The following is a 20,466-nucleotide window of genomic DNA, read 5'->3' on the forward strand; positions in this document are numbered from 1 at the left end:
CGGCCGCGGGGCGCGGCGTTCACACGGGCGAGGGCACTCAACGGGACTCCTCACCGCTCCGCCGGGACAGCCGCAGCTGCACCAGGGAGACGATCACGATCAGCGCGAAGAAGATGTACGAGACGGCGGACGCGTAGCCGATGCGGTAGCCGGTGAAGCCGGTCTGGTAGACGTACTGGAGGATCGGCCGGGTGGAGTTGTCCGGGCCGCCGCTGGTCATGATGTAGATCTGGTCGAAGACCTTCAGCGACGCCAGGACCTGCAACACCAGCACCACCCCGGTGGTGCGCCGCAGCATCGGCAGCGTGATCCGCGTCAGCCGCTGCCAGCCGTTCGCGCCGTCCAGCTCGGCGGCCTCGTACAGGTGCTGCGGGATCGACTGGAGGGCGGCGAGGTAGAGCAGGAAGTTGAAGCCGACCGTCCACCAGACGGTGGTGAGCACGATCGACAGCATCGCGTACCGCGTGTCCGTCAGCCACCCGATGCCCGGGTGCAGCCCGAACTCGGCGAGCAACTGGTCGGCGAAGCCGAAGTCGGACGGGTAGATCACCCACATGAAGAGCAGCGAGACGACACCGGACGGCAGCAGGAAGGGCGCGAACCAGGTCAGCCGCCACAGCCACTGCACCCAGCGCAGATGGTGCGCGAGCAGCGCGAAGACCAGGCCCATCACCACCAGCGGCACGGTCGAGAGCACCGTGAACCACACGGTGTTCCACAGCGACGACCAGACGTTGGAATCGCCGAGCGCCTCCACGTAGTTGTCGAAGCCGATGAACTGGCCGCCCGAGCCGGTGATGTTGTCGTCGGTCAGGCTCATGCCGACGCCGAAGACCAGCGGCCAGAGCAGGAAGAGGCCGTAGACGAGGAAGAACGGGGCGACGAACATCAGCCCGTGCTCGGTCCACTTGCGGCGCACGGAGACCGGTGGGGTGGCGGACGCGGTCCGCGCGGTCTCGTCGGGGGTGGGCACGGTGGCCGTGGTGGTGGTCATGAGGCCGCTCCAAGGCCGCCGAGCGGGTCGGGCGTGGACAGCAGGTCACGCAGGTGGGACTTGACCTCGGCGAGGGCGTTCCGGGGTGAGCGGGAGCCGGTGAGCACGCCCGAGAAGAAGCCGGCCAGGTCGATCTGGGCCTTGGACGCTGACCCGGTGAACCAGGCCGGGTCGTCCAGCACCACGTCGTCGATGACCGACCGGTAAGCGGACTGCGGTTCCAGGTGCAGATACGCCGGATCCTTCCGCACCGGCCCGTACGCCGGTATGTGCCCGCCCTTGGCCCAGTCGACGGAGTGCCGCAGCATCCAGGCGACGAAGGTGTGCGCCGCCTCGTTCGGCTTGCCCGAACGGTCCTCCTGGTGCGGCAGGACGAAGGAGTGGCAGTCGGCCTGCGCGGTGGGCCTGCCGAACAGGGCGGGGATCCGGGTCATGGAGAACGGCAGGCCGCTGTTCTTGAACGTGCTGACCTCCCACTCGCCGTTGAGGAAGAAGCCGGTCTTGCCGCCGTTGAACACCCCGACGGTGCCCGGGTAGTCGGCGCGCCGCACCATCAGGCCGTCGCCCGTCAGCATCGCCATGTAGTCGAGGACCTTCAGCGCCTTGGCGTCGTCGATCACCAGCCGCTTGCCGTCCGCGGAGAGCACGCGGCCGCCGGTCTGCGAGTAGAGGGTGGAGAACAACCGCCAGGGTCCTACCGCGTCCGGGCCCAGCGTCTCCGCGGTGCACCCCGGGGCGCCGGTGGCCTTCTTCGCGGCCTTCAGGGCGGTCACGAAGTCATCGGCGCCGCTGATCGGGCGGAGCTTTCCCGACCCGTCGAGCAGGCCCGCCTTCTTGCAGACCTCGGTGTTGTAGAAGAGCACCATGGGGTGGGTGTCGAGCGGGATGGCGAACTGCCGGCCGCCGGAACGCCCGCGTTGCCAGATGTCGGTGGGGAACTGCTCCGGCGTGACGCCACCCGCGGCGAGCTGGTCCAGGTCGAACGGGTCGAGCAGCCGGCCGGGTGCGAACCCCACCAGCCGCGACATGTGCAGCACCCCCACCTCCGGTGCCCGGCCACCCGCACCCGCCATCGCGAGCTTGGTGTAGTACGGGGTGCCCCACGCCAGCTGGGTGGCCTGGATGTCGATGTCCGGATGGGCCCGGGCGAAGGCGTCGACCAGTGCGGTCATGTTGACTCCGTCGCCGCCGCCGAACAGGTGCCAGTAGCGCATCCTGACCTTGCCGGCGGCGACCGACTCGGGTGCCGCGCACCCCGCGGCGCCAAGGCCGGTCACCCCGGCGGCGGCCAGTCCGCCGAGCCCGGTGAGCGCACCGCGCCGGGTCAGGCCCGTGCGGCCCGGGCCCACACGGCTCGATGCCGCACGCTCCGGAGCCCCGCGGTCCGTCGGCAGCGCAGAGGAAGGCGGTCCCATATCCACCCCAGACGTTCAGAGTTGTTCGATCATGCGCGTTCGATATGTCGAAAATTGCTCGTAACTGCGAACGCTGACCGTAGAATCGAACGCCGTGCGCGTCAACGATTCGCGCAGAGATTCACCGGTATCGATTTCAGCATCGTTCCCGGTATCTACCTCCGAAATCGCCGTCAACCGCAGTGCGGCTGAACCCCGCGTGCGGGCCGGACCCGGACGGGTCCGGTCACGCACCGTACGGCCAAGTCACACCCGGCGCACCACATGCAGCAGATACTGCTTGCGGTCGAGCGGATCGTGATCGGTGCGCGGCCGGGCGGGAGGCGTGCCGCGTACCCGCCGGTGGTGGTCGAAGGCGCATTCCAGGACGCCCTCACCGCGCGTCAGCGTGGGCAACTGCTGCTGGAGTTCGTGCACCCGGGCCGCCGGCACATCGCCCTCCAGCAGGTATCCGGACCCGTGCGCCACGGTCGACGCCGGCAGCGCGTGCAGCCGTGCCAGCACCGGCAGCATCGCGTCGAGCACGTCGCCCGGGATCTCCAGCCGGAAGCGGTGCACCGGCTCGTACACCTCCGTGCCGGCCTGTTGCAGGGCGGCGGCCAGCACCAGGGGGGTCAGTCCCCGGAAGTCGCCGGCCGTGCTCGACATGCTCTTGTCGAAGGTGCCGTGCGCATGGCTCTGCCGGGCCCAGTAGCCGGAGTGCGTGAGGGTGACCGTGCAGTCGACGACCCGCCAGCCGTACAGGCCCTGGTGCAGGGTCTCCCGGACGGTCTCCTCGATCGCGGTCATGAAGGCGGCCGGCATCGAGCCCAGCTCGACGGCGAGCCGGAAGGCCACCCCGGAGCCGACCGGGGCAGGTTCGACGCGCAGTCCCACCGTGCCCAGGAACGGATTGGGGTCCACGCCGATGAACTCCACCGCGGCGCCGGTGCCGGCGGGCCGCTCGATGTGGATCGTGGTGCTCGCGCGGAAACCGACCCGCACCCCGAACTCCTCGGCGAGCGTCGCCTCGATGACCTCCTTCTGCACCTCCCCGTACAGGGACACGAAGGTCTCCCGCCGGATCGGGTCCTGCCGCAGGTCGATCAGCGGATCCTGTTCGGCGAGCCGGGTCAGCGCCGTGTGCAGCGCGGCCCGGTCGGCCGCGCGCCGCGGCACCACCACCGTCTCCAGCGTCGGCGGCGCGAAGTGCCGCTGGGCGTGCGGCCCGGCGCCGGTACCGATCGTGTCGCCCACCCGGATGCCGCCGAGCCCGCGCACCAGGCCGATCTGCCCCGCCCGCACGGCCTCCCCCGGCACCGCACCGTCCGCCTCGAAGACCCCGACCGAGGTGACCTTCCCCTCCTGGACGGGCTCGTCGGGCCGGCCCCCGCCGAAGGGCACCCGGTCACGGACCCGCAGCTGCCCGGAGAACATCCGGACATAGGCCACCTTCTCGCCGGCCGGCCCGCGCTCCACCTTGAAGACCGAGCCGGCGAGCGGGCCCTCGACGTCGGCCGCGGCCGCCGGCAGCAACTCGGCGATCCCGGCGATCAGGTCGGCCACGCCGGCACCCGTGACGGCCGAGCCGAAGAAGACCGGATGCACCAGCACCCGCCCGGTCTGCGCGGCCAGTTCCGCACGCAGCCGGTCCTGCGGGAGCGCCCCGCCGGCACGCAGCCACGCCGCGAGCAGGGCATCGTTTCGCCGGGTCAGCAGATCGGCCAGCCGGGTGGCGAACGCCGGATCGCCGGTTCCGTACGGCGAGACGGCGGCGGAACGGGCGCCGGCGCGCTGGACGCTGCCCATCGCGACCACGGCGGGCGTCAGCCGCCCGGCGATGTCCCGCAGCACCCGGGTGGCGTCCGCGCCGCCCCGGTCCAGCTTGTTGACGAAGATCAGCGTGGGGATGCGCAGCCGGCGCAGGGTGCGCAGCAGGACCCGGGTCTGCGCCTGCACGCCCTCCACCGCGGACACCACCAGCACGGCGCCGTCCAGCACGCTGAGCACCCGCTCCACCTCGGCGATGAAGTCCGGGTGGCCGGGGGTGTCGATGAGGTTGACCGCGAGGTCGTCACCGATGACGAAGGACGCCACCGCCGACTTGATGGTGATGCCGCGGCGGCGCTCCAGCGCCAGGGGATCCGTTCGGGTGCTGCCCGCGTCCACGCTGCCGAGCGTGTCGATGACGCCGGTGGCGTGCAGCAGCCGCTCCGTCAGGCTGGTCTTACCGGCGTCGACATGCGCGAGAATTCCGAGGTTGAGCGTATGCATCGAGCTCCATGTCCAGGTAAAGGCGGAAGTTTCCCTCTGGTGCGGACATGTGTGCTCGGCGCATTCTCACTCCTGGTCCTCTGGCGGTCTTCTTCTTCCGGTGCCGCGCGCCGCCCCGCGGCGTTCGTGCTGCCGGCGGCGCCCTTCTTGCCGGCTTGGGCCAAGCTCCGACGGCCGGGGGTGCTCTCCCGGCCGCGGTACGACCCTCCGGCGGGCGAGACACCCGGATCCGGACGGCGGTGGCGGCGTGCCCGACCGTACCGGAGGCCGGGCCGTGGCGCCGCCCAATTACCGGGGCGCCCCGGCCGGGCAGCGGTTCCTCAGGGGCGTGCGACGGGCGCGTGCGGCGCCGTGGCAGGAGCCTTGGACCGCATGGACGCACCAGGTCAGCGCGATGCCATGGGCCCGCCCGGTGTGCCGCTGCGTGCCACCCCCGCGGCCATGAGCGAGCATGAGTCACTGGCGTACGCCGTACGGCCGATGGGTACCGGACAGGCGCACCAAGGCCGTGAGCCGCCAGGGCACGAGGCCCGGGCGGCCGTTCGAGCAGTGGTTCACGTGGCAGTGCACGCGGCCGTTCACGTGGCGGTGCGAACGGCAGTTCAGCTGGCGATCAGTAGGTACGACCGATGTACACCGAAGTACGAGGAGGCGGTCCGGTGACCCCGTCGTCCGAGCACCCGTCCACACCCGGTGCGCCGGGCCCGCCCGGTGCCCCCGGGCCGGCCCGGGGCGGGCCCGGGGGCGGCGCTGGCGACGGCGTGCCGGACGAGCGGCGCTGGAAGGCGCTCTACGTGTGCCTCGTCGCGGGGTTCATGACCCTGCTCGACGTCTCCATCGTCAACGTCGCCCTGCCGTCCATCCGCACCGGCCTGCACGCCGGGATCGAGCAACTCCAATGGGTGGTCTCCGGATACGCCCTCTCCTTCGGGCTGCTGCTGATCCCGGCCGGCCGGATGGGCGACGCGCGCGGCCGGCGCATGATGATGATGACCGGCCTGACGCTGTTCACCCTGGCATCGGCGGCCTGCGGGGCCTCCCAGTCGAGTACCTGGCTGGTCACGGCGCGGGTGGCGCAGGGGCTCGCGGGCGGGCTGATCTCGCCGCAGATCTCGGCGCTGATCCAGCAGATGTTCCGCGGCGCCGAGCGCGGCCGGGCGTTCGGCATGTTCGGCAGCACCATCGGCCTGTCCACGGCCGTCGGGCCGATCCTGGGCGGCCTGATCATCCATGCCGCCGGACCCGACGAGGGCTGGCGGTGGATCTTCTACGTCAACCTGCCGCTCGGCGCCGTCTGCCTCGTGCTGGCGCACCGCCTGCTGCCCGACACCCCGACGGCCGGGCGGCTCACGATCCGCCGTCTCGACCCGGTGGGCGTGCTGCTGCTCGGTGCCGGCGTCTTCACGCTGCTGCTGCCCTTCGTGCAGGCCCAACAGTGGCACGGCCCGCGCAAGTGGCTGCTGTTGCTGCTGGCCGCCGGGCTGCTGTTCGGCTTCGTGCGCTGGGAACGGGCCTGGGGCGCCCGCGGTGCCGAACCGGTGCTGCAACTGTGGCTGTACCGCATCCGCAGCTACACGGCGGGCAGCCTGCTGATCCTGCTCTACTTCGCGGGCTTCACCTCGATCTTCTTCGTCAGCACCCTCTTCCTCCAGAACGGGCTCAGGTACTCGGCGCTGATGGCCGGGCTCACCCTCACCCCGTTCGCGGTCGGGTCCGCCACCGCGGCGACCATCGGCGGCCGGCTGGTGTCACGCTTCGGGCGGCCCCTGGTGGTGATGGGCCTGTCGGTGGTCGCGCTCGGCCTGGGCGGCACCGCGCTCGCCGTGCACATGGTGCCGGGCCGGGGAGCCGGCTGGGCGATGGCCCTGCCGCTCCTCTTCGCCGGCCTCGGCAGCGGCCTGGTCATCGCCCCCAACCAGACCCTGACGCTCTCCGAGGTGCCCGTCTCCTCGGCCGGCAGCGCCGGCGGCAGCCTCCAGACCGGGCAGCGCGTCGGGGCGTCCATCGGGATCGCCGCGGTCGGTTCGGTGTTCTTCAGCCGGATGATGGACGAGGGCTGGGCCGCCGCCTACGACACCGGGCTGCTGGTGTCGGTCGCCTTCGTCCTCGTCGCGCTGCTGGTGGCCATCGCCGACGCCGGGGCGCGCCGCCACGACCGGCGCAGCGAGAGCCGCGTCCGGAGTTCGAAGCTCGGCCGTACGGCACGTGAATGACGGTGCAAGAAGGAGAAACCGATGTCCGACATACCGCTGCTGCCCGCGGGCGTGGGCCTGTCCCGGCTCCGCGTCTACCCGTGGGAGACCGCCGACCGGCTGCACGGCGGCTCCCCGCACATGCACCTGACCTGCACCGAGTGCTACGCGGTGCTGGGCGGCCGGGGGGAGCTGCACACCCTGACCCCGGAGGGGCTGCGGCGGGTTCCACTGGCCGCCGGTGACGCCGTCTGGTTCACCCCCGGCACCATCCACCGCGCGGTCAACGTCGACGACCTCCAGGTGCAGGTCATCATGCAGAACGACGGCCTGCCCGAGGCCGGCGACGCCGTCCTGACCTTCCCTCCGGAACACCTGGCGGACCCGGAGACGTACGCCGCCGCGGTCTCCCTCGGCGACGGCCTGCCCGCCGAGCGCCAGGAACGCGCCCGGGCCCGCCGGGACCTGGCGATCAGCGGCTTCGAACGGCTCGTGGACGATGTGGAGAACGGCTCGGGCGAGGCGCTGCGGGACTTCTACCGGACCGCGGCCGCCCTGGTGTCCGGCCGGCTCGACACCTGGGAGGCGGCCTGGCGCGCCAAGGCCCTGGCAGCCGCCGAGGCGACCGGCGAGCAGATCGCCGCGCTGCGCCGGGGCGACGTCGACCACCTCGGCCGGGCCACCGTGGCCCGGATCCCCGCCCCCGAGCAGGACACCCTGGGCATGTGCGGCTTCCTGGCGGTGTATCCGCGGGACCGGGCCGGGAAGGCGGAGGGATAGGGAGAGTGGGATCGCGGGACAGCGGGAGGCGACGGCCTCCCGCCACCGTGCCGAGTTCGGGCGCCGAGTTCGGGAAGCCCCCTGCGTGCGGCGCTCTCCGACCCGCCCGGCGGCACGAATCCGGTCGATCCGGGCCGGGGATCGACCGGATCACCTTTCAGGGCCGTCCGTCAGGCCCGTCGGGTCCGTCCGGTATCAGGACCGATGCCTTCGGGACCGACGTCGCCTGTCCTGTCCTCGCCTAGACCGGCTTCGTCTGGACGGTGACCTTCGCCGACTCGTTGCCGGACGTGTCGACCGCCCAGACCGTGACGGTGAACGGAGCGGTGGCCGTGGCCGAGGTGACCCCTCCGCTGACGACCTGCCTCGGTGCATAGGGGTCGTCGGTGACGACGACGTAGGTCAGGTCGTCGGGAGCGTCGGTGTCGTCGGTGGACGCGTCCCAGTCGATGATGGTGACGAGGCGATCCGTGAAGTACGTCGAGGTGACGTTCGTGGGTGCCGAAGGCGGCTGGTTGTCGGTGCTCTGCGCCGACGCGGGGACCGCCACGGCCAGCGCGACCAGTGCCGCCGCCGGGACGGCCGCGGTCGCCCGCAGCCACCGGAATGCCGAGTTGGACATGCACGTCCTTTCGTCGCAGCGGGCCCCTGTGACCCGCCGGTTCGCTGTCCTTTACGGCGGCGGCGGTCGAATGGCTCACCGCGACGTCCGGGGGCACCCGGTGATCTCCGGGAGGCGACCCGACCCCGGCGGGGCGGGGTTGCCGCACGCCGCCGAAAAAGCCTTTACCGCCTGCTCGCATCGCCCGGTACGGTCTCGGGCGTGGTCCCGCTGCCGGGGCCCGGGAACTCCGCGCGGCCACCCCGGCCGTTCCCACGCTGAGCGCCGTGCCGGACCAGCCGCCCTGGCACCCGGCCGCCGACCGCCGGCGCCGGGCGGCACCTGAGCGGCCCGGCAACGACCCGCCGTCGAGACGCCCCGGCACCTGAACCGCGGAACGCGCCTAGGCTCCAGCCCATGCTTCTCGAACACCGCGGAAACCGTCCCGTCGTCCCCGAGTCCGCCTACGTCGCCCCCACCGCCGTGCTCTGCGGCGCCGTGGTGCTGGGCGAGCGGACCCGGATCCTGCACGGCGCCGTGCTCACCGCGGAGGACGGTGAGGTGCGTACCGGCGCCGACGTGGTCGTGATGGAGAACGCGCTGGTCCGTGGGCGGGCGGACCATCCGGCGGTGCTCGGCGACGCGGTGCTGATCGGGCCGCACGCGCACATCAACGGCGCGGTCGTCGAGGACGAGGTCTTCGTGGCGACCGGAGCGTCGGTGTTCCCGGGCGCGGTGGCCGGTACCCGGTCCGAACTGCGCATCAACAGCGTGCTGCACGTCAATTCACGGCTCGCGCCCGACACCGTGCTGCCCATCGGCTGGATCGCGGTCGGCGACCCGGCCGAGCTGTTCTCGCCCGACCGGCACGACGAGCTGTGGGAGGTCCAGCGCGCGATGGACTTCCCCGGCACCGTCTACGGCACCCCACGCGGCACGGGCATGCGCACGCTGATGGCCCGGCAGGCGGAGTTCTACGGTGCGCATCGGGACGACCGGCGGATCGACGAGTGAGGGATGAGCGCGGTTCGAGGGCGGACGGCCGAGCGGCCGACGATCCGACGACCGACGACGCCTCTGGTGATCGACGACGCAGGCCGGTGCCGAACCACCGGGTGTTGCCCGGCTGCTCACCGCCGACCTAGGGTTTGCGGAAAGCGGTTTCTATCCGTGGTCGGGCCAGCTCTGACCTCGGAGGACGTCGCCGACCGCCCGACCGTCCGACCAGGAGCGCCCGTTGTCCGTCAAGCCCTTGCGTACCGCCATCGTCGGCACCGGGAACATCGCCGGCATCCATGCGTCGTCGTTGCAGCAGATCGCCCGGGAGACGGGCGGCGTGGAGCTGGTCGCCGCGGCCGACACCGACCCGGCGCGTGTCGCCGAATTCGCCGCCGCCCACTCCCTCACCGGATACGAGAGCGTGCACGCGCTGCTCGCCGCCGAGCAGGTCGACCTGGTGCACGTCTGTACCCCGCCCGGCTCCCACACCCCCATCACGCTGGCCGTTCTCGAAGCGGGCGGGCATGTGGTGCTGGAGAAGCCGGCCACGTTGACGCTCGCCGAGTTCGACCGGCTGGTCGCTGCCGAGCAGGCCACCGGCCGCCATGTCGCCACCATCTCCCAGCACCGCTTCGGCTCGGGGATACGGCGGCTGCGCGGGCTCCTGGAGTCCGGCGCTGCGGGCCGTCCGCTGCTCGCCCTGTGCGACACCGTCTGGTACCGCGACCAGGCCTACTACGACGTGGTGTGGCGCGGTCGCTGGGACACCGAGGGCGGCGGGCCGACGATGGGGCACGGCATCCACCAGATCGACACCATGCTCTGCGTGCTCGGCGCCTGGACCTCGGTCAGCGCGGTGGCCCGGCAGCAGGCCCGCGCCGTCGACACCGAAGACGTCTCCCTCGCGCACGTCACCTTCGAGAACGGTGCGGTGGCCTCGGTCGTCAACAGCGTCGTCTCGCCGCGTGAGGAGAGTTACCTCCGCTTCGACTTCGAGTTCGCCACCGTGGAGGTACGGCACCTGTACGGCTACGGCGACGACGACTGGACGGTGACCGCGGCGCCCGGGCACGAGGAACGGGTCATGGCGGCGTGGGACAGGGGGCCGACCCGGGTGCGCAGCGAGCACATCGCGCAGTTCCGGGAGATCGCCACCGCCCTCCATGAGGGTGTGGCGCCACCGGTCACCACGACCGACGCCCGCCGGACGCTGCAACTGGCCGCGGGCATCTACGCCTCCGCCTTCACCCGCCGTCCCGTCGAAGCAGCGGAGCTCGGCGCGGACTCCCCCCATTATGAGCTGATGCAGGGAAATGGGCCGGTCTGGTGATGTGCGGTCGTGTGTGACACGTTCGCTGTGCACCGGTGGGAGATTTCCGGTCTGCTCGCGACAGTCCCGATTTCGTCGCCCGCTTTCCCTCCCCGGACCCCGCGCCGGGCCCCATGTCGTTCACCTGACGGTGTGTCGGTTATGTGCGTTCCCACTGCTGACGGTGCGTCTGCCGGGCAGTCGCTCGGGTGCCTGCCATGGCCGTCCCGCCCCCGCTCCCGAGGCCGGATCGTGTCACCAGGGAGACACGATCGTGTCCCGAATCCGACACCCGGCTCTGGTGCCCGGTAGAGCTTGGTGAAGCGTGGGAAGCCGCTGGTCATGAGCCGTTGTGGAGGCCGCTTAAGGGGGCGGTCGTAGGATGGGGAAGCGTGGCCCGGGTAACAGATACGGGCAATAGTCGTGAGGTTTTGAGCAGTCGTATTCCGTCTCTGGCTCAGACGGCACTAGCATCACGCCACCTGTGACGCCGTGCAGCGAATACGGCGTCAACTGCCGTAAGCGCTGCGGGGGAACATGTCTTCGCGTACACGCGAGTCGAAGCAGAAGCAGAGGCGAGACCGTGACCAGGTCTCCCGGCTCGGCTCGCTCCGGATGGTGCTCGTCTTCCTCACCGTCATACCCAGCATGGCGCTGCTCGGCCTGTGGGGCCTGAGCACCGCCCAGCTCGGTATCGACTGGCAGAGACTCGCCCATCAGGACGACCTCTATGACCGTAGCTCCACGCTGGCTCGCAACGTCACCGCGCAGCTCCAGGAGGAGCGCCGACTCACCGGCCAGATGCTGGCCGTGCCGGGTGCCTCACAGGACGCCGTGAAGACCCAGCGCAAGCACACCGACGTCGCGATCAAGGCGTTCCTGGGGACCACGGACGGCGACCTCTCCTCGCTGCCCCGCCAGGGGCTGCGCGACGCCGTCACGCAGGACCGCCATGACCTGGGGCGGCTCGACGGCATCCGTGCGGCCGTCGACCAGCACACCATCACCGACGAGATCTCGGTGCAGTCGTACACCGGCCTGATCGAGAGCAACCTGGGCTTCTTCGAGGCCTTCGGCCACGCGGACAACGAGGACCTGGCCGACTCGTTCAAGCCGCTCACCGACCTGATGTGGGCGGACGAGATGCTCTCCCGCGAGGACGCGGTGCTGTCCTACAGCTGGGCGGCGGACGAGTTCCGGGACCGGGACCGGACCGGCCTCAGCCAGTGGATCGGCGCCCAGCACTTCCTCATCGAGAGTGAGATCACCAACCGGGTGAGCCTCCCCGAGCGCGCCGAACTCCAGGACCTCGAGGGCAACAACGCCTGGGACACCAAGGAGATGGTGGAGAGCGCCCTGATCGGGCACCACCCGACGGACCCGGAGCTGCTGCCGTGGACCAGCAGCGAGTGGCGGCACGCGATGCAGACGCTCAAGCCGCGGTTCGACACGCTCATCCAGCACCGCTCCACGGTCGTCGAGGACGTCACCGACGAGTCGGTCGACGACCTCAAGGGCCGGATGCGGACCTACGCCGTGATCTGCCTCGGCACGGTCGTGGTCGTAATCGCCCTGAGCGTGGTGCTCACCAACTCGCTGCGGCGCCGCATCCTCGGCCTGCGCGACGAGGCCGCCCGTCTGGAGACGGAGCTGCCGGGCGTCATGGCGCGGCTGCGGCGCGGCGAGGACGTGGACGTCGAAAAGGAGGTCCGCGAGGTCCGGCACGGCCAGGACGAGATGGGCAAGCTGGGCCAGGCGCTCAACCTCGCCCGGCGCACCGCCGTCGAGACCGCGGTGCGCGAGACCGAGCAGCACCGCGGCTTCCAGCGCATGCTGCAACGCATCGCCCGCCGCACCCAGTTGCTCATCGGACTCCAGCTGAAGAAGCTGGACGAGATGGAGCGCGGCCAGGAGGACCCCGAGATCCTGGAGGGTCTGTTCGACCTGGACCACCTGACGTCCAGGCTGCGCCGCTACGAGGAGAACCTGGTCGTGCTCGGCGGCGGCCAGCCGCAGCGCCGCTGGCGCCGCCCGGTGCGCGTCATCGACGTGCTGCGCGCCGCCCTGGGCGAGGTGCAGGACTACCGGCGGATCAGCATCGAGGTGGCCGAGGAGTCCTGGCTGGCCGGGCGTGCCATCGGCCCGCTGGTGCACATCCTCGCCGAACTGATGGAGAACGCCGCGGCGTTCTCCAAGCCGCCGAACCCGGTCGAGGCGCGCGCCACGCTGGTCGGCCGGGGCCTCGCCGTGGAGGTCGAGGACCGGGGCCTGGGCATGGACGCCGAGGACTACGACGCCCTCAACGCGATGATGGCCGAACCCCCCGAGCTGGACGTGGTCTCCCGGGCCGAGGACGCCCGGCTCGGCCTGTACGTGGTGTCCCAACTGGCGTCCAGCCTCGGCCTGAAGGTGGAGTTCCGGGCGTCGGTGTACGGCGGTACCCGGGTGATCGTGATGGTGCCGGAGGAGCTCGTCGCCGAGCCGCCCGAGGGCGCCGACGACACGGAGAGCCGCGGCGTCCGGGCGACGACCCCGGTGACCGGGGCCGACGCGCTGTCCGGCGGCCCGGCCGGCGACCTGCCGGGCGAGGACCTGGCCGGGACACCGGCGGCCGGGGCGCCCACGGGCGGCTGGCCGGCACCCGCGGGACACTCGGGAGTGCTCGCCGGATACCCGGGAATACCCGACCACGGGGGAGCGAACGAGCAGGTGGTACCGGACGGGACGGGGAGCGGGTGGGCCCCGCACGACGGGTTCGGCGCGAGCGTGCCGCGGCCCAGGGACCCGTACACCGAGCACGCACGCGCCGAGGCGGCCCAGCCCGAGCCGGCCGCCCCGGCCCACGGGACCCTGCCCGCGGATGCCGCACGGCACCCCGCGACGGAGTACCCGGCCCAGTCCGACCCGGCACGGTACCCGGCGGGCGCGGGGTACCCCGGTGCCGCGGCGCCGGCCGGGGCACAGAGCGGGGGCGACGCCGCGCTGCCGCCGCAGGGCGCGTCCGCACCCTCGATGCCCGGGCTGCCGGCCCGGGCACGTGGCCGCGCGCTGGACGCGGTGACCGCCAGCGGGTCGCGCGCAGGGCAGGTGAGCAGCACCGACGGGCCCCAGGGGAACGCGGGCGCGGGGCAGCACCGTGGGCCCCGTGACCACGGCACGGCAGACCAGGCCGCGCACAGCGGGCCGAAGCACCGCCGGGTCGCGCCGGAGCCGTCCGAAGACGTTCGGACGGGTGTACCGCCCGGCCCTCCGGGTGGGTTGCCGCAGCGGGCGCGCGGTGTCGCCGCGGACCCGGGCGACGAGGAGCAGACGGCGCCCGGTCTGACGCCGCTGCCCAAACGCGTCCGCCAGGCCAACCTCGCCCCCGGGCTCAAGGAGCCGCCGCGGCCCCGCAGGCACCGCGACGACGAGCCGCCGGATCCGCAGGACGACTCCCGGAGCGTCCGTTCCGGCGCCGCGATCGGCGCCTTCCAGCGGCAGTCCCGGCTCAACCGCGGCCCTGCCCGCGCCGCCGACGACCAGGTCACACCCGATGTCACGGATGCCATGCCGGACACCCGTTCGAGCCACACGGAAGATGCCCCATGACACAGCGCACCACCGCCACCAACCCGGACCTGGACTGGCTGCTGGACGGCTTGGTCGCTCAAGTACCGGGCACCCGGGCCGCCATCGTGCTGTCCGACGACGGTCTGGTCGTGAGCCAGTCCGACACCATCGAACGCAACGACGCCGAACGACTCGCGGCCATCGCCACCGGCCAGCAGAGCCTGGCCCGTGGCGTCGACGACCTGTTCGACGGCGGCGCGGTGCGGCAGGTCATCGTCGAACTCTCGAACCTGTGGCTGTTCATCACCTCGGCGGGCCGTGGCACCCACCTCGCCGTGGTGGCGTCGCAGGACGTGGACGCCGAGATCATGGCGGTCGCCATGCACACGCTGGTCCAGCAGGTCGGGAGGAAACTCGGAACCGAGCGCCGCGCGGAGACACTTGCGGGTGACATCCCGGCTGACAGGGGTGGACGTGTGTGAGTCACTGGACGGAGGGCCTTGAGCAGGACGACGACGACCCGCTGGTCCGACCGTTCACCATCACCCGCGGCCGCACCGCGCCCCAGCGCAGCGACCTCGGGCTGATCACCGTTGTCATCACGATCATCCCCGAGGAGGAGGTCACCCCGCGGCCCGGCATCGAGCCCGAGCACCGCAGGATCCTTCAGCAGTGCCGTGAGCCTGCCGTGGTGGCAGAGGTCTCCGCGGCCCTGAAACTTCCGGTGTCCGTGACGAAGATCCTGATCGGCGATCTGATCGAGGCCGGGTTCCTGATCTTCAGGGCACCGGCCCGGCCCGGTGCTGACGGAACGTTGGACCTGGACCTGCTCCAAGCCGTGCGGGAAGGCCTCGAACGGCTCTGAACGGATCGGGTGCGACGCGGGGGCGGCACCCGGACGGGCGTGGCGGGGGCGGGACGTGGCGGTGTCGGTCGGGCAGGATCGGTGACGGTTCGAACGGCGGCCGGCCCGGAGGCGATCAGCAGCGGTGACCGGGTAGGCGGACCGATGGACGACGACCCACGGGAGACACAGGCATGTCGCGGTACGACGAGATCAAGTTCCGGGCGGTGACGACGCTCCAGCGGCGGGTCGCCAACCCGTTGCAGCGCCGGATGCCGCTCCAGACGCTCCTGGAGACCACCGGCCGGGTGTCCGGGCAGCCACGGCGGACACCGGTCGGCGGCCGCATCGTCGACGGTGCGTTCTGGCTGGTCTCCGAGTACGGCGAGAAGTCGCAGTACGTCCGGAACATCCAGGCGAACCCCGGGGTCCGGGTCCGCGTCCGGGGCCGCTGGTACACCGGCACCGCCCACCTGGTGCGCGACGACGACCCGCGCGCCCGCCTGAAGCAGCTGCCGCGCATGAACAGCACGGTGGTACGGGCGGTGGGCACCCATCTGCTCACCGTGCGGGTGGACCTGGACGACACCCCCTGAGGCCTGCTCAGCCGCCGTCCTCCGTCAGCCGCAGGAGCAGCGCGTACGGTGCCCGGGGCAGGGAGACGACGAGCTCGCCCCGGTCGGTGTCGAACGCGGCGGTCCCGGCCGGCGCGGACGGGTGGAGCACGTCGACCCGGTGGGCGCGACCGCGCAGCCGGGGCAGCGGGAGGCGCTGCTCGACCGGCCCGCCCCGGCGCCAGACCGCCAGGTGGGCCGCCCCTGCGCCGGTCTCCCCGGCGGTGCGCAGCCCGAGGGCGAGCCAGGGGTCCGTCCAGCCGGGCAGGCCCAGCGGCCAGAACGGCACCGACCGCGGGATCTCCGGGCGCAGCGCCTTGTACACCGTCATGGCGTCCTTGACCTGCGCCCGTTGGGCGGGGCTCATGCGGTCCAGGTGGCCGGACAGGTGGACACGGCCCAGCAGGGCGCCCGTCAGGGTGAAGGCGATCTCGTCGTCGCTGAACTCCGGTTGCGGATAGGCCCACACCGCGGCCTGCTCCGGCGCCACGGCGGTCGGTGCGGCGGCGGCGATCGGCGGGTAGGCGAGCGGGTCCTGCTGGTCGCTGGTCGACTGCACCTGGGAGATCGAGAGCAGGGTGTGGTCCATGCGCATACCGCCGGAGGCGCAGTTCTCCAGGACCAGGTCGGGATGGCGGTCGAGTACACCGGTCAGCCAGGTCCGGTAGGCCTCGGAGTGGGCGAGCAGCCCGGCGCCGGGGCTGGTGCGGCCGCCGGTGTCGGTGCCCGGGGCGATGCTGACGTTGTAGTCGAGCTTGAGGTAGCCGACGCCCCAGTCAGCCACGATGCGGTCGACGGTGCGGTCGAGGTGCGCCACCGCGGCCGGGTGGCGCAGGTCGAGGTGGTGGCGGCCGTGCTCGGTGATGCGCACCCCGTCGCGCTGGAAGAACGCCTCGTCGGGCAGCCGGGTCGTGACCGGGCTGCGCACCCCGACGACCTCCGGTTCCAGCCACAGTCCGGGCACCATGCCCCGGTCCCTGATGCGGTCCAGGACCTCGTGGATCCCGCCGGGGAACCGGCGCCGGGACGCCTCCCAGGCGCCGACGCCGTCCCACCAGCCGGCGTTGTCGTCGTACCACCCGGCGTCGATCACGAAGTACTCGGCGCCCACCTCGGACGCCGCGTCGATCAGCGGGAGCAGCCGCTCGGTGGTGGGGTCGCCCATGAGGGTGTTCATGTAGTCGTTGAAGATCACCGGCAGGGTGCGGTGGTCCGGGTGGGGGCGGCGCACGGAACGCCGGTAGGTGGTGAGGCGTGCCGCCGCCGCGTCGAAGCCGCCGTCCGCCGTGTCACGGGACAGCGCGAGTGCGGCGGGGACCGTGGAGAAGGACGCGCCCGGGTCCAGCCGGCGGCGCCACTGGTGCCGGGCGTCGTCCGGGCCGAAGAGGGCGAGGTAGCTGCCGCCCGCCCGCTCGCCGGTCTCCCAGTGCCAGCCGGTGCCGGACTCGATCTGCCACAGCCAGGTGCGGCCGGTGGCGCGCTCCGTGAGCGCGCCCATGGGGAGGTGGCCGTCGGTCGACCAGCTGCCGCGGTTGCCGAAGGCCAGGCAGCAGCGGGTGTCGTGGTCGTGCACGGCGCGGTTGACGTCGACCAGCCGGTCCCGCAGCGGGCCGTGCTGCCAACGGCACTCGGCCAGCCAGTCGTTGCGGGCCCAGTGCACGTCCAGCGCTTCGGGTGCCGGCAGCCCGCCCAGGGCGAGGCTGCTGACGGACTGCACCACGATCGGCCGCGTCCCCTCGTTGCTGACGTCCACCCAGGTGCGCAGCACGGGCAGCCCGTCCGGGGAGGCGAGGTGGACGTGTGCGGCGAGTCCGCTGTCCGGGTCGTGCAGGTCGATGGTCAACCGGTGCCAGCCGTCGGCGTCCCGCGTCCGCCGGTGCCCGCGGTGCCGCAGCCGGGCGCCCAGTGCCGAGTCGATGCCGCGCTGACCGGAGAACGAGCTGCCCCATCCGATCGCCAGCACCTCGACGAGCGGCAGCGCGGCCGCACGGCGTGACGCGTCCGGGTCGGTGGCGGGCACCGGGGCGCCGGGTGCCGCCGGGTCGTGCGGGGGCGCCGGTCGGCCCGCGGGCACCGGATCGCCCGGGTGGTCGAGGCGTACCAGCCGCAGGGTGCCGTCCGGCGCGGTGCGGAACTCCGCGTGCAGCCCACCGTGTCCCCAGTCGAAGGACGCTGCGGCGTCCCTGGCCTCCACGGCATCCGTGGCTTCGGTGGCTTCGGTGGCTTCGGTGGCTTCGGTGGCTTCGGTGGCTTCGGTGTGCGTCGTGTCCGGTGTGCTGTCCGGTGTCGCGCCCGATGTCGTGCCCGCCAATGCGACCCCCTCGCGGATCGAGTCGTCCGGTCCCTTGACGCGTTCTGTGTGACCGGTCACAATCCTGGCATGAGTGTGACCGGTCACACAAGCCGCCCGCCCAGCATCCGCGATGTCGCCACCGCGGCCGGGGTGTCGTACCAGACGGTCTCCCGGGTGATCAACGACCACCCCAGCGTCCGTCCCTCGACCCGCGAGCGCGTCCTGGCCACCATCGCCGAGCTGGGCTTCCGGCGCAGTGCCGCGGCGCACGCGCTGGCCAGCGGACGCACCCGGGCCCTCACCGTGCTGAGCGCGAACACCACGCTCTACGGGTACGCGGCCATCCTCCAGGGCATCGAGGAGGCGGCGCGCGCCGCGTCGTTCGCGGTGGGCATCAGCGTGCTGGAGGTGTCGGACGGGACGGACGGGGCCGACGACGCCGTGCGGCGCGCCGTCGAGACGGCGGCGGACGCGGCCGGCGGGCTCATCGTGATCGCGTACGACCCGGGCGGGGTCCGCGCCCTGACAGCGGTCCCCGCCCGGGTTCCGATGGTGGGCGTCGTGGAGACCCCCGCCGAGCCGCCGGGACCCGGCAGCCCCTGGGTGTGGACCGACGACCGCGCAGCGGCCCGGGACGCCACCCGCCACCTGCTGGACCTGGGGCACCGCACCGTCCACTACGTGTCGATCCCCTCCAGCACCCACACCGGGCAACGGACGGCCGGCTGGCGTGACGCGCTCCGCGCGGCCGGTGCGCCCGAGCCCGCGCCGCTCGCCGGATCCTGGGATCCCGCGAGCGGTCATGCGGCGGGCCGGCGGCTGGCCCGTGACCCCGACGTCACGGCGATCCTGTGCGGCAACGACGATCTGGCGCTCGGCGTGTTGCGGGCGCTGCACGAGGCGGGACGCGCGGTCCCGGGCGAGGTGAGCGTGGTCGGGTTCGACGACGCGCCGCACTCCGCGTACACCACCCCGTCGCTCACCACCGTCCGGCTGGACTTCGCCGGTCTGGGGCGAGCCGCCTTCGCCCTGCTGCACTCGGTGATCGAGCAGGACGCCCCCGTCGATCCGCATCCCGTCTCGACGCCGGAACTGGTGGTCAGGGAGAGCGCGGGCCCGCCCGGCGGCCGCGACCCGGCCTTACGGTAGCCCGCCCGGTCCGCCGGGTCGCCGGCCCACGTGGCCGGCCCCACCGTCCCGACCCGCTCCCCATCGCTCGGCATCCGTATCCGCCCGCCCGACGCAGTGAGGCAGTATGCCCGTGAAAGCCGCGATCGCACGCACCCTCTCGGCGCTGTCCCTGATATGCGCCACCGCACTGACCGCAGCCGCCTGTAGCGACAACACCGCGGCGGGCGGCGACCAGGACCAGAGCACCCAGCGGAAGGTCGACCCGACGGCCCGGCTCGACGGCGTCCATCTGACGATGTGGACGGCGCAGAACACCGTGGGCGCCCCCAAGCAGGTCATCAAGGCGTTCGAGAAGGCCACCGGAGCCACCGTCGGCACCCAGGCCATCCCGGACCAGTACGAGCAGAACGTGCCGACCAAGCTTGCCGCCGGGGACCGTCCGGACCTGATGTTCTGGCAGCCCAGCATCAGCACCCTGCCCTTCATCCACCCCGAGCAGAACCTGCTGCCGCTGGACGACGAGCCCTGGGTGGCCAAGCTCGGCAAGACGGAACGGTCGCTGGGCACGATCAAGGGCACCCGTTACGCCGCGATCGTCACCACCCCGGCCATGCTCGGCGTGTACTACAACAAGGCCGCCTTCGCCAAGGCCGGCATCACCGCGATGCCCAGGAGCTACGACGAGTTGCTGGCCGCCGCCGAGAAGATCAGGAAGCGGGTTCCGGACGTCGCCCCGTTCTTCGAGGTGGGCGGCGACAAGTGGCCCTTGCAGTGGCAGGTCCAGGTGCAGCTCACCGACCTTCCGTCGACCTGGTGGGACAAGCTCAACAAGAACCAGGCGAAGTGGACCGACCCGGTCGTGGTGAAGGCGATCAGCACCTACCGGGACCGCCTGCTGGGCGCCGGTCTCGCCCAGCGCTCCTACAAGACGGCCACGTTCGTGCAGCAGGGCGACGCGCTGATGCAGGGCACGGCGGCCATGGCCCTGAACGTCACCTCGCTGCAGACCGAGATCCAGGCCAAGCACAGCACCGCGCAGATCGACAGGACGCTCGGCTGGTTCCCGATCTCCCGCTCCAGCGCCACCGGCATGTACTCGCCCGACCAGACCAACGGCGTGGTCGCCTTCAAGACCGGTGACACCAGGCGGCAGGACGCCGCCCGCCAGTTCCTGGCCTTCTGGCTGGGCCCGGACTACGCCGACTACATCAAGACCATGAAGATCCCCTCCGTCGAGCCCGCGGTGCCCAACCCCGGCGGCCTCCCGCAGACCGCCAAGGACCAGGCCGCGGCACTCGGCAAGGCGGTCGGCGTCTTCCAGGCCAAAGCGATCGTCGCCCCGGACCTCCACCTCGGCCTCGCCGACATGATCTACGGCAAGAAGACGCCGCAGCAGGTCGCCGAGTACGTCCAGAACGAGTTCTCCCAGATAGCCAAGGCCCAGGGCGCGCCCGGGTTCTGACGGGCCACGACGTCGACGGAGGGGTACGGC

General features: G+C 72.2%; 15 protein-coding genes. 10 read left to right on the forward strand and 5 right to left on the reverse strand.

Annotated elements, in window-relative coordinates:
- Nucleotides 1-37: 37 nt before the first annotated feature.
- From NQO67_RS37295 to NQO67_RS37305, 3 genes are all read right to left on the reverse strand, one after another.
- Complete coding sequence (locus tag NQO67_RS37295) at nucleotides 38-994, reverse strand: carbohydrate ABC transporter permease (RefSeq protein ID WP_255954913.1); 957 nt, start codon at nucleotides 992-994, stop codon at nucleotides 38-40.
- Nucleotides 991-2,343, reverse strand: coding sequence for an extracellular solute-binding protein (locus tag NQO67_RS37300; RefSeq protein ID WP_255954914.1), 1,353 nt, complete (start codon nucleotides 2,341-2,343; stop codon nucleotides 991-993). The genes NQO67_RS37295 and NQO67_RS37300 overlap by 4 nt, the downstream gene beginning before the upstream one ends.
- Nucleotides 2,344-2,655: 312 nt before the next feature.
- The gene (locus NQO67_RS37305; RefSeq protein ID WP_255954915.1) at nucleotides 2,656-4,662 is read right to left on the reverse strand and encodes an elongation factor G; all 2,007 of its coding nucleotides are present in this window, start codon (nucleotides 4,660-4,662) and stop codon (nucleotides 2,656-2,658) included.
- A 659-nt stretch (nucleotides 4,663-5,321) separates the two neighbouring features.
- Between NQO67_RS37305 and NQO67_RS37310 the strand changes: the two genes are divergently transcribed.
- On the forward strand, nucleotides 5,322-6,875 hold the full coding sequence (locus NQO67_RS37310) for an MFS transporter (protein WP_374119257.1): 1,554 nt from the start codon (nucleotides 5,322-5,324) through the stop codon (nucleotides 6,873-6,875).
- A gap of 21 nt (nucleotides 6,876-6,896) precedes the next feature.
- Nucleotides 6,897-7,634: a cupin domain-containing protein gene (locus NQO67_RS44025; RefSeq protein ID WP_305126736.1), complete on the forward strand. Its 738-nt coding sequence runs from the start codon at nucleotides 6,897-6,899 to the stop codon at nucleotides 7,632-7,634.
- 241 nt (nucleotides 7,635-7,875) lie between these two features.
- Here the strand turns inward: NQO67_RS44025 and NQO67_RS37325 are convergent, their stop codons facing one another.
- Nucleotides 7,876-8,256, reverse strand: coding sequence for a hypothetical protein (locus NQO67_RS37325; RefSeq protein ID WP_255954916.1), 381 nt, complete (start codon nucleotides 8,254-8,256; stop codon nucleotides 7,876-7,878).
- A 396-nt stretch (nucleotides 8,257-8,652) separates the two neighbouring features.
- Here NQO67_RS37325 and NQO67_RS37330 point away from each other — a divergent pair, with 396 nt between their 5' ends.
- From NQO67_RS37330 to NQO67_RS37355, 6 genes are all read left to right on the forward strand, one after another.
- A complete protein-coding gene (locus NQO67_RS37330; protein ID WP_255954917.1) occupies nucleotides 8,653-9,249 on the forward strand; it encodes a gamma carbonic anhydrase family protein in 597 nt (198 codons plus the stop codon).
- Nucleotides 9,250-9,472: 223 nt separating this feature from the next.
- A complete protein-coding gene (locus tag NQO67_RS37335) occupies nucleotides 9,473-10,564 on the forward strand; it encodes a Gfo/Idh/MocA family protein (RefSeq protein ID WP_255954918.1) in 1,092 nt (363 codons plus the stop codon).
- A 516-nt stretch (nucleotides 10,565-11,080) separates the two neighbouring features.
- On the forward strand, nucleotides 11,081-14,131 hold the full coding sequence (locus tag NQO67_RS37340; protein WP_255954919.1) for a sensor histidine kinase: 3,051 nt from the start codon (nucleotides 11,081-11,083) through the stop codon (nucleotides 14,129-14,131).
- Nucleotides 14,128-14,574 (forward strand): roadblock/LC7 domain-containing protein, encoded by a 447-nt coding sequence (locus tag NQO67_RS37345; RefSeq protein ID WP_255954920.1) that lies wholly within the window; start codon nucleotides 14,128-14,130, stop codon nucleotides 14,572-14,574. Before NQO67_RS37340 ends, NQO67_RS37345 begins: the two co-directional genes overlap by 4 nt.
- Nucleotides 14,571-14,957, forward strand: a complete 387-nt coding sequence (locus NQO67_RS37350) for a DUF742 domain-containing protein (protein WP_255954921.1) — start codon at nucleotides 14,571-14,573, stop codon at nucleotides 14,955-14,957. Before NQO67_RS37345 ends, NQO67_RS37350 begins: the two co-directional genes overlap by 4 nt.
- 173 nt (nucleotides 14,958-15,130) lie before the next feature.
- Nucleotides 15,131-15,532, forward strand: coding sequence for a nitroreductase/quinone reductase family protein (locus NQO67_RS37355; RefSeq protein ID WP_255954922.1), 402 nt, complete (start codon nucleotides 15,131-15,133; stop codon nucleotides 15,530-15,532).
- A gap of 7 nt (nucleotides 15,533-15,539) precedes the next feature.
- On the opposite strand, the gene NQO67_RS37360 is transcribed toward NQO67_RS37355, so the two are convergent.
- Complete coding sequence (locus tag NQO67_RS37360) at nucleotides 15,540-17,744, reverse strand: alpha-galactosidase (protein WP_255954979.1); 2,205 nt, start codon at nucleotides 17,742-17,744, stop codon at nucleotides 15,540-15,542.
- A gap of 186 nt (nucleotides 17,745-17,930) precedes the next feature.
- Between NQO67_RS37360 and NQO67_RS37365 the strand changes: the two genes are divergently transcribed.
- The gene (locus tag NQO67_RS37365; RefSeq protein ID WP_255954923.1) at nucleotides 17,931-18,992 is read left to right on the forward strand and encodes a LacI family DNA-binding transcriptional regulator; all 1,062 of its coding nucleotides are present in this window, start codon (nucleotides 17,931-17,933) and stop codon (nucleotides 18,990-18,992) included.
- A 106-nt stretch (nucleotides 18,993-19,098) separates the two neighbouring features.
- Nucleotides 19,099-20,436: an ABC transporter substrate-binding protein gene (locus NQO67_RS37370; RefSeq protein WP_255954924.1), complete on the forward strand. Its 1,338-nt coding sequence runs from the start codon at nucleotides 19,099-19,101 to the stop codon at nucleotides 20,434-20,436.
- Nucleotides 20,437-20,466: the final 30 nt, after the last annotated feature.

The organism is Streptomyces odontomachi (assembly GCF_024435355.1).
Taxonomy (GTDB): Bacteria; Actinomycetota; Actinomycetes; order Streptomycetales; family Streptomycetaceae; genus Streptomyces; species Streptomyces odontomachi.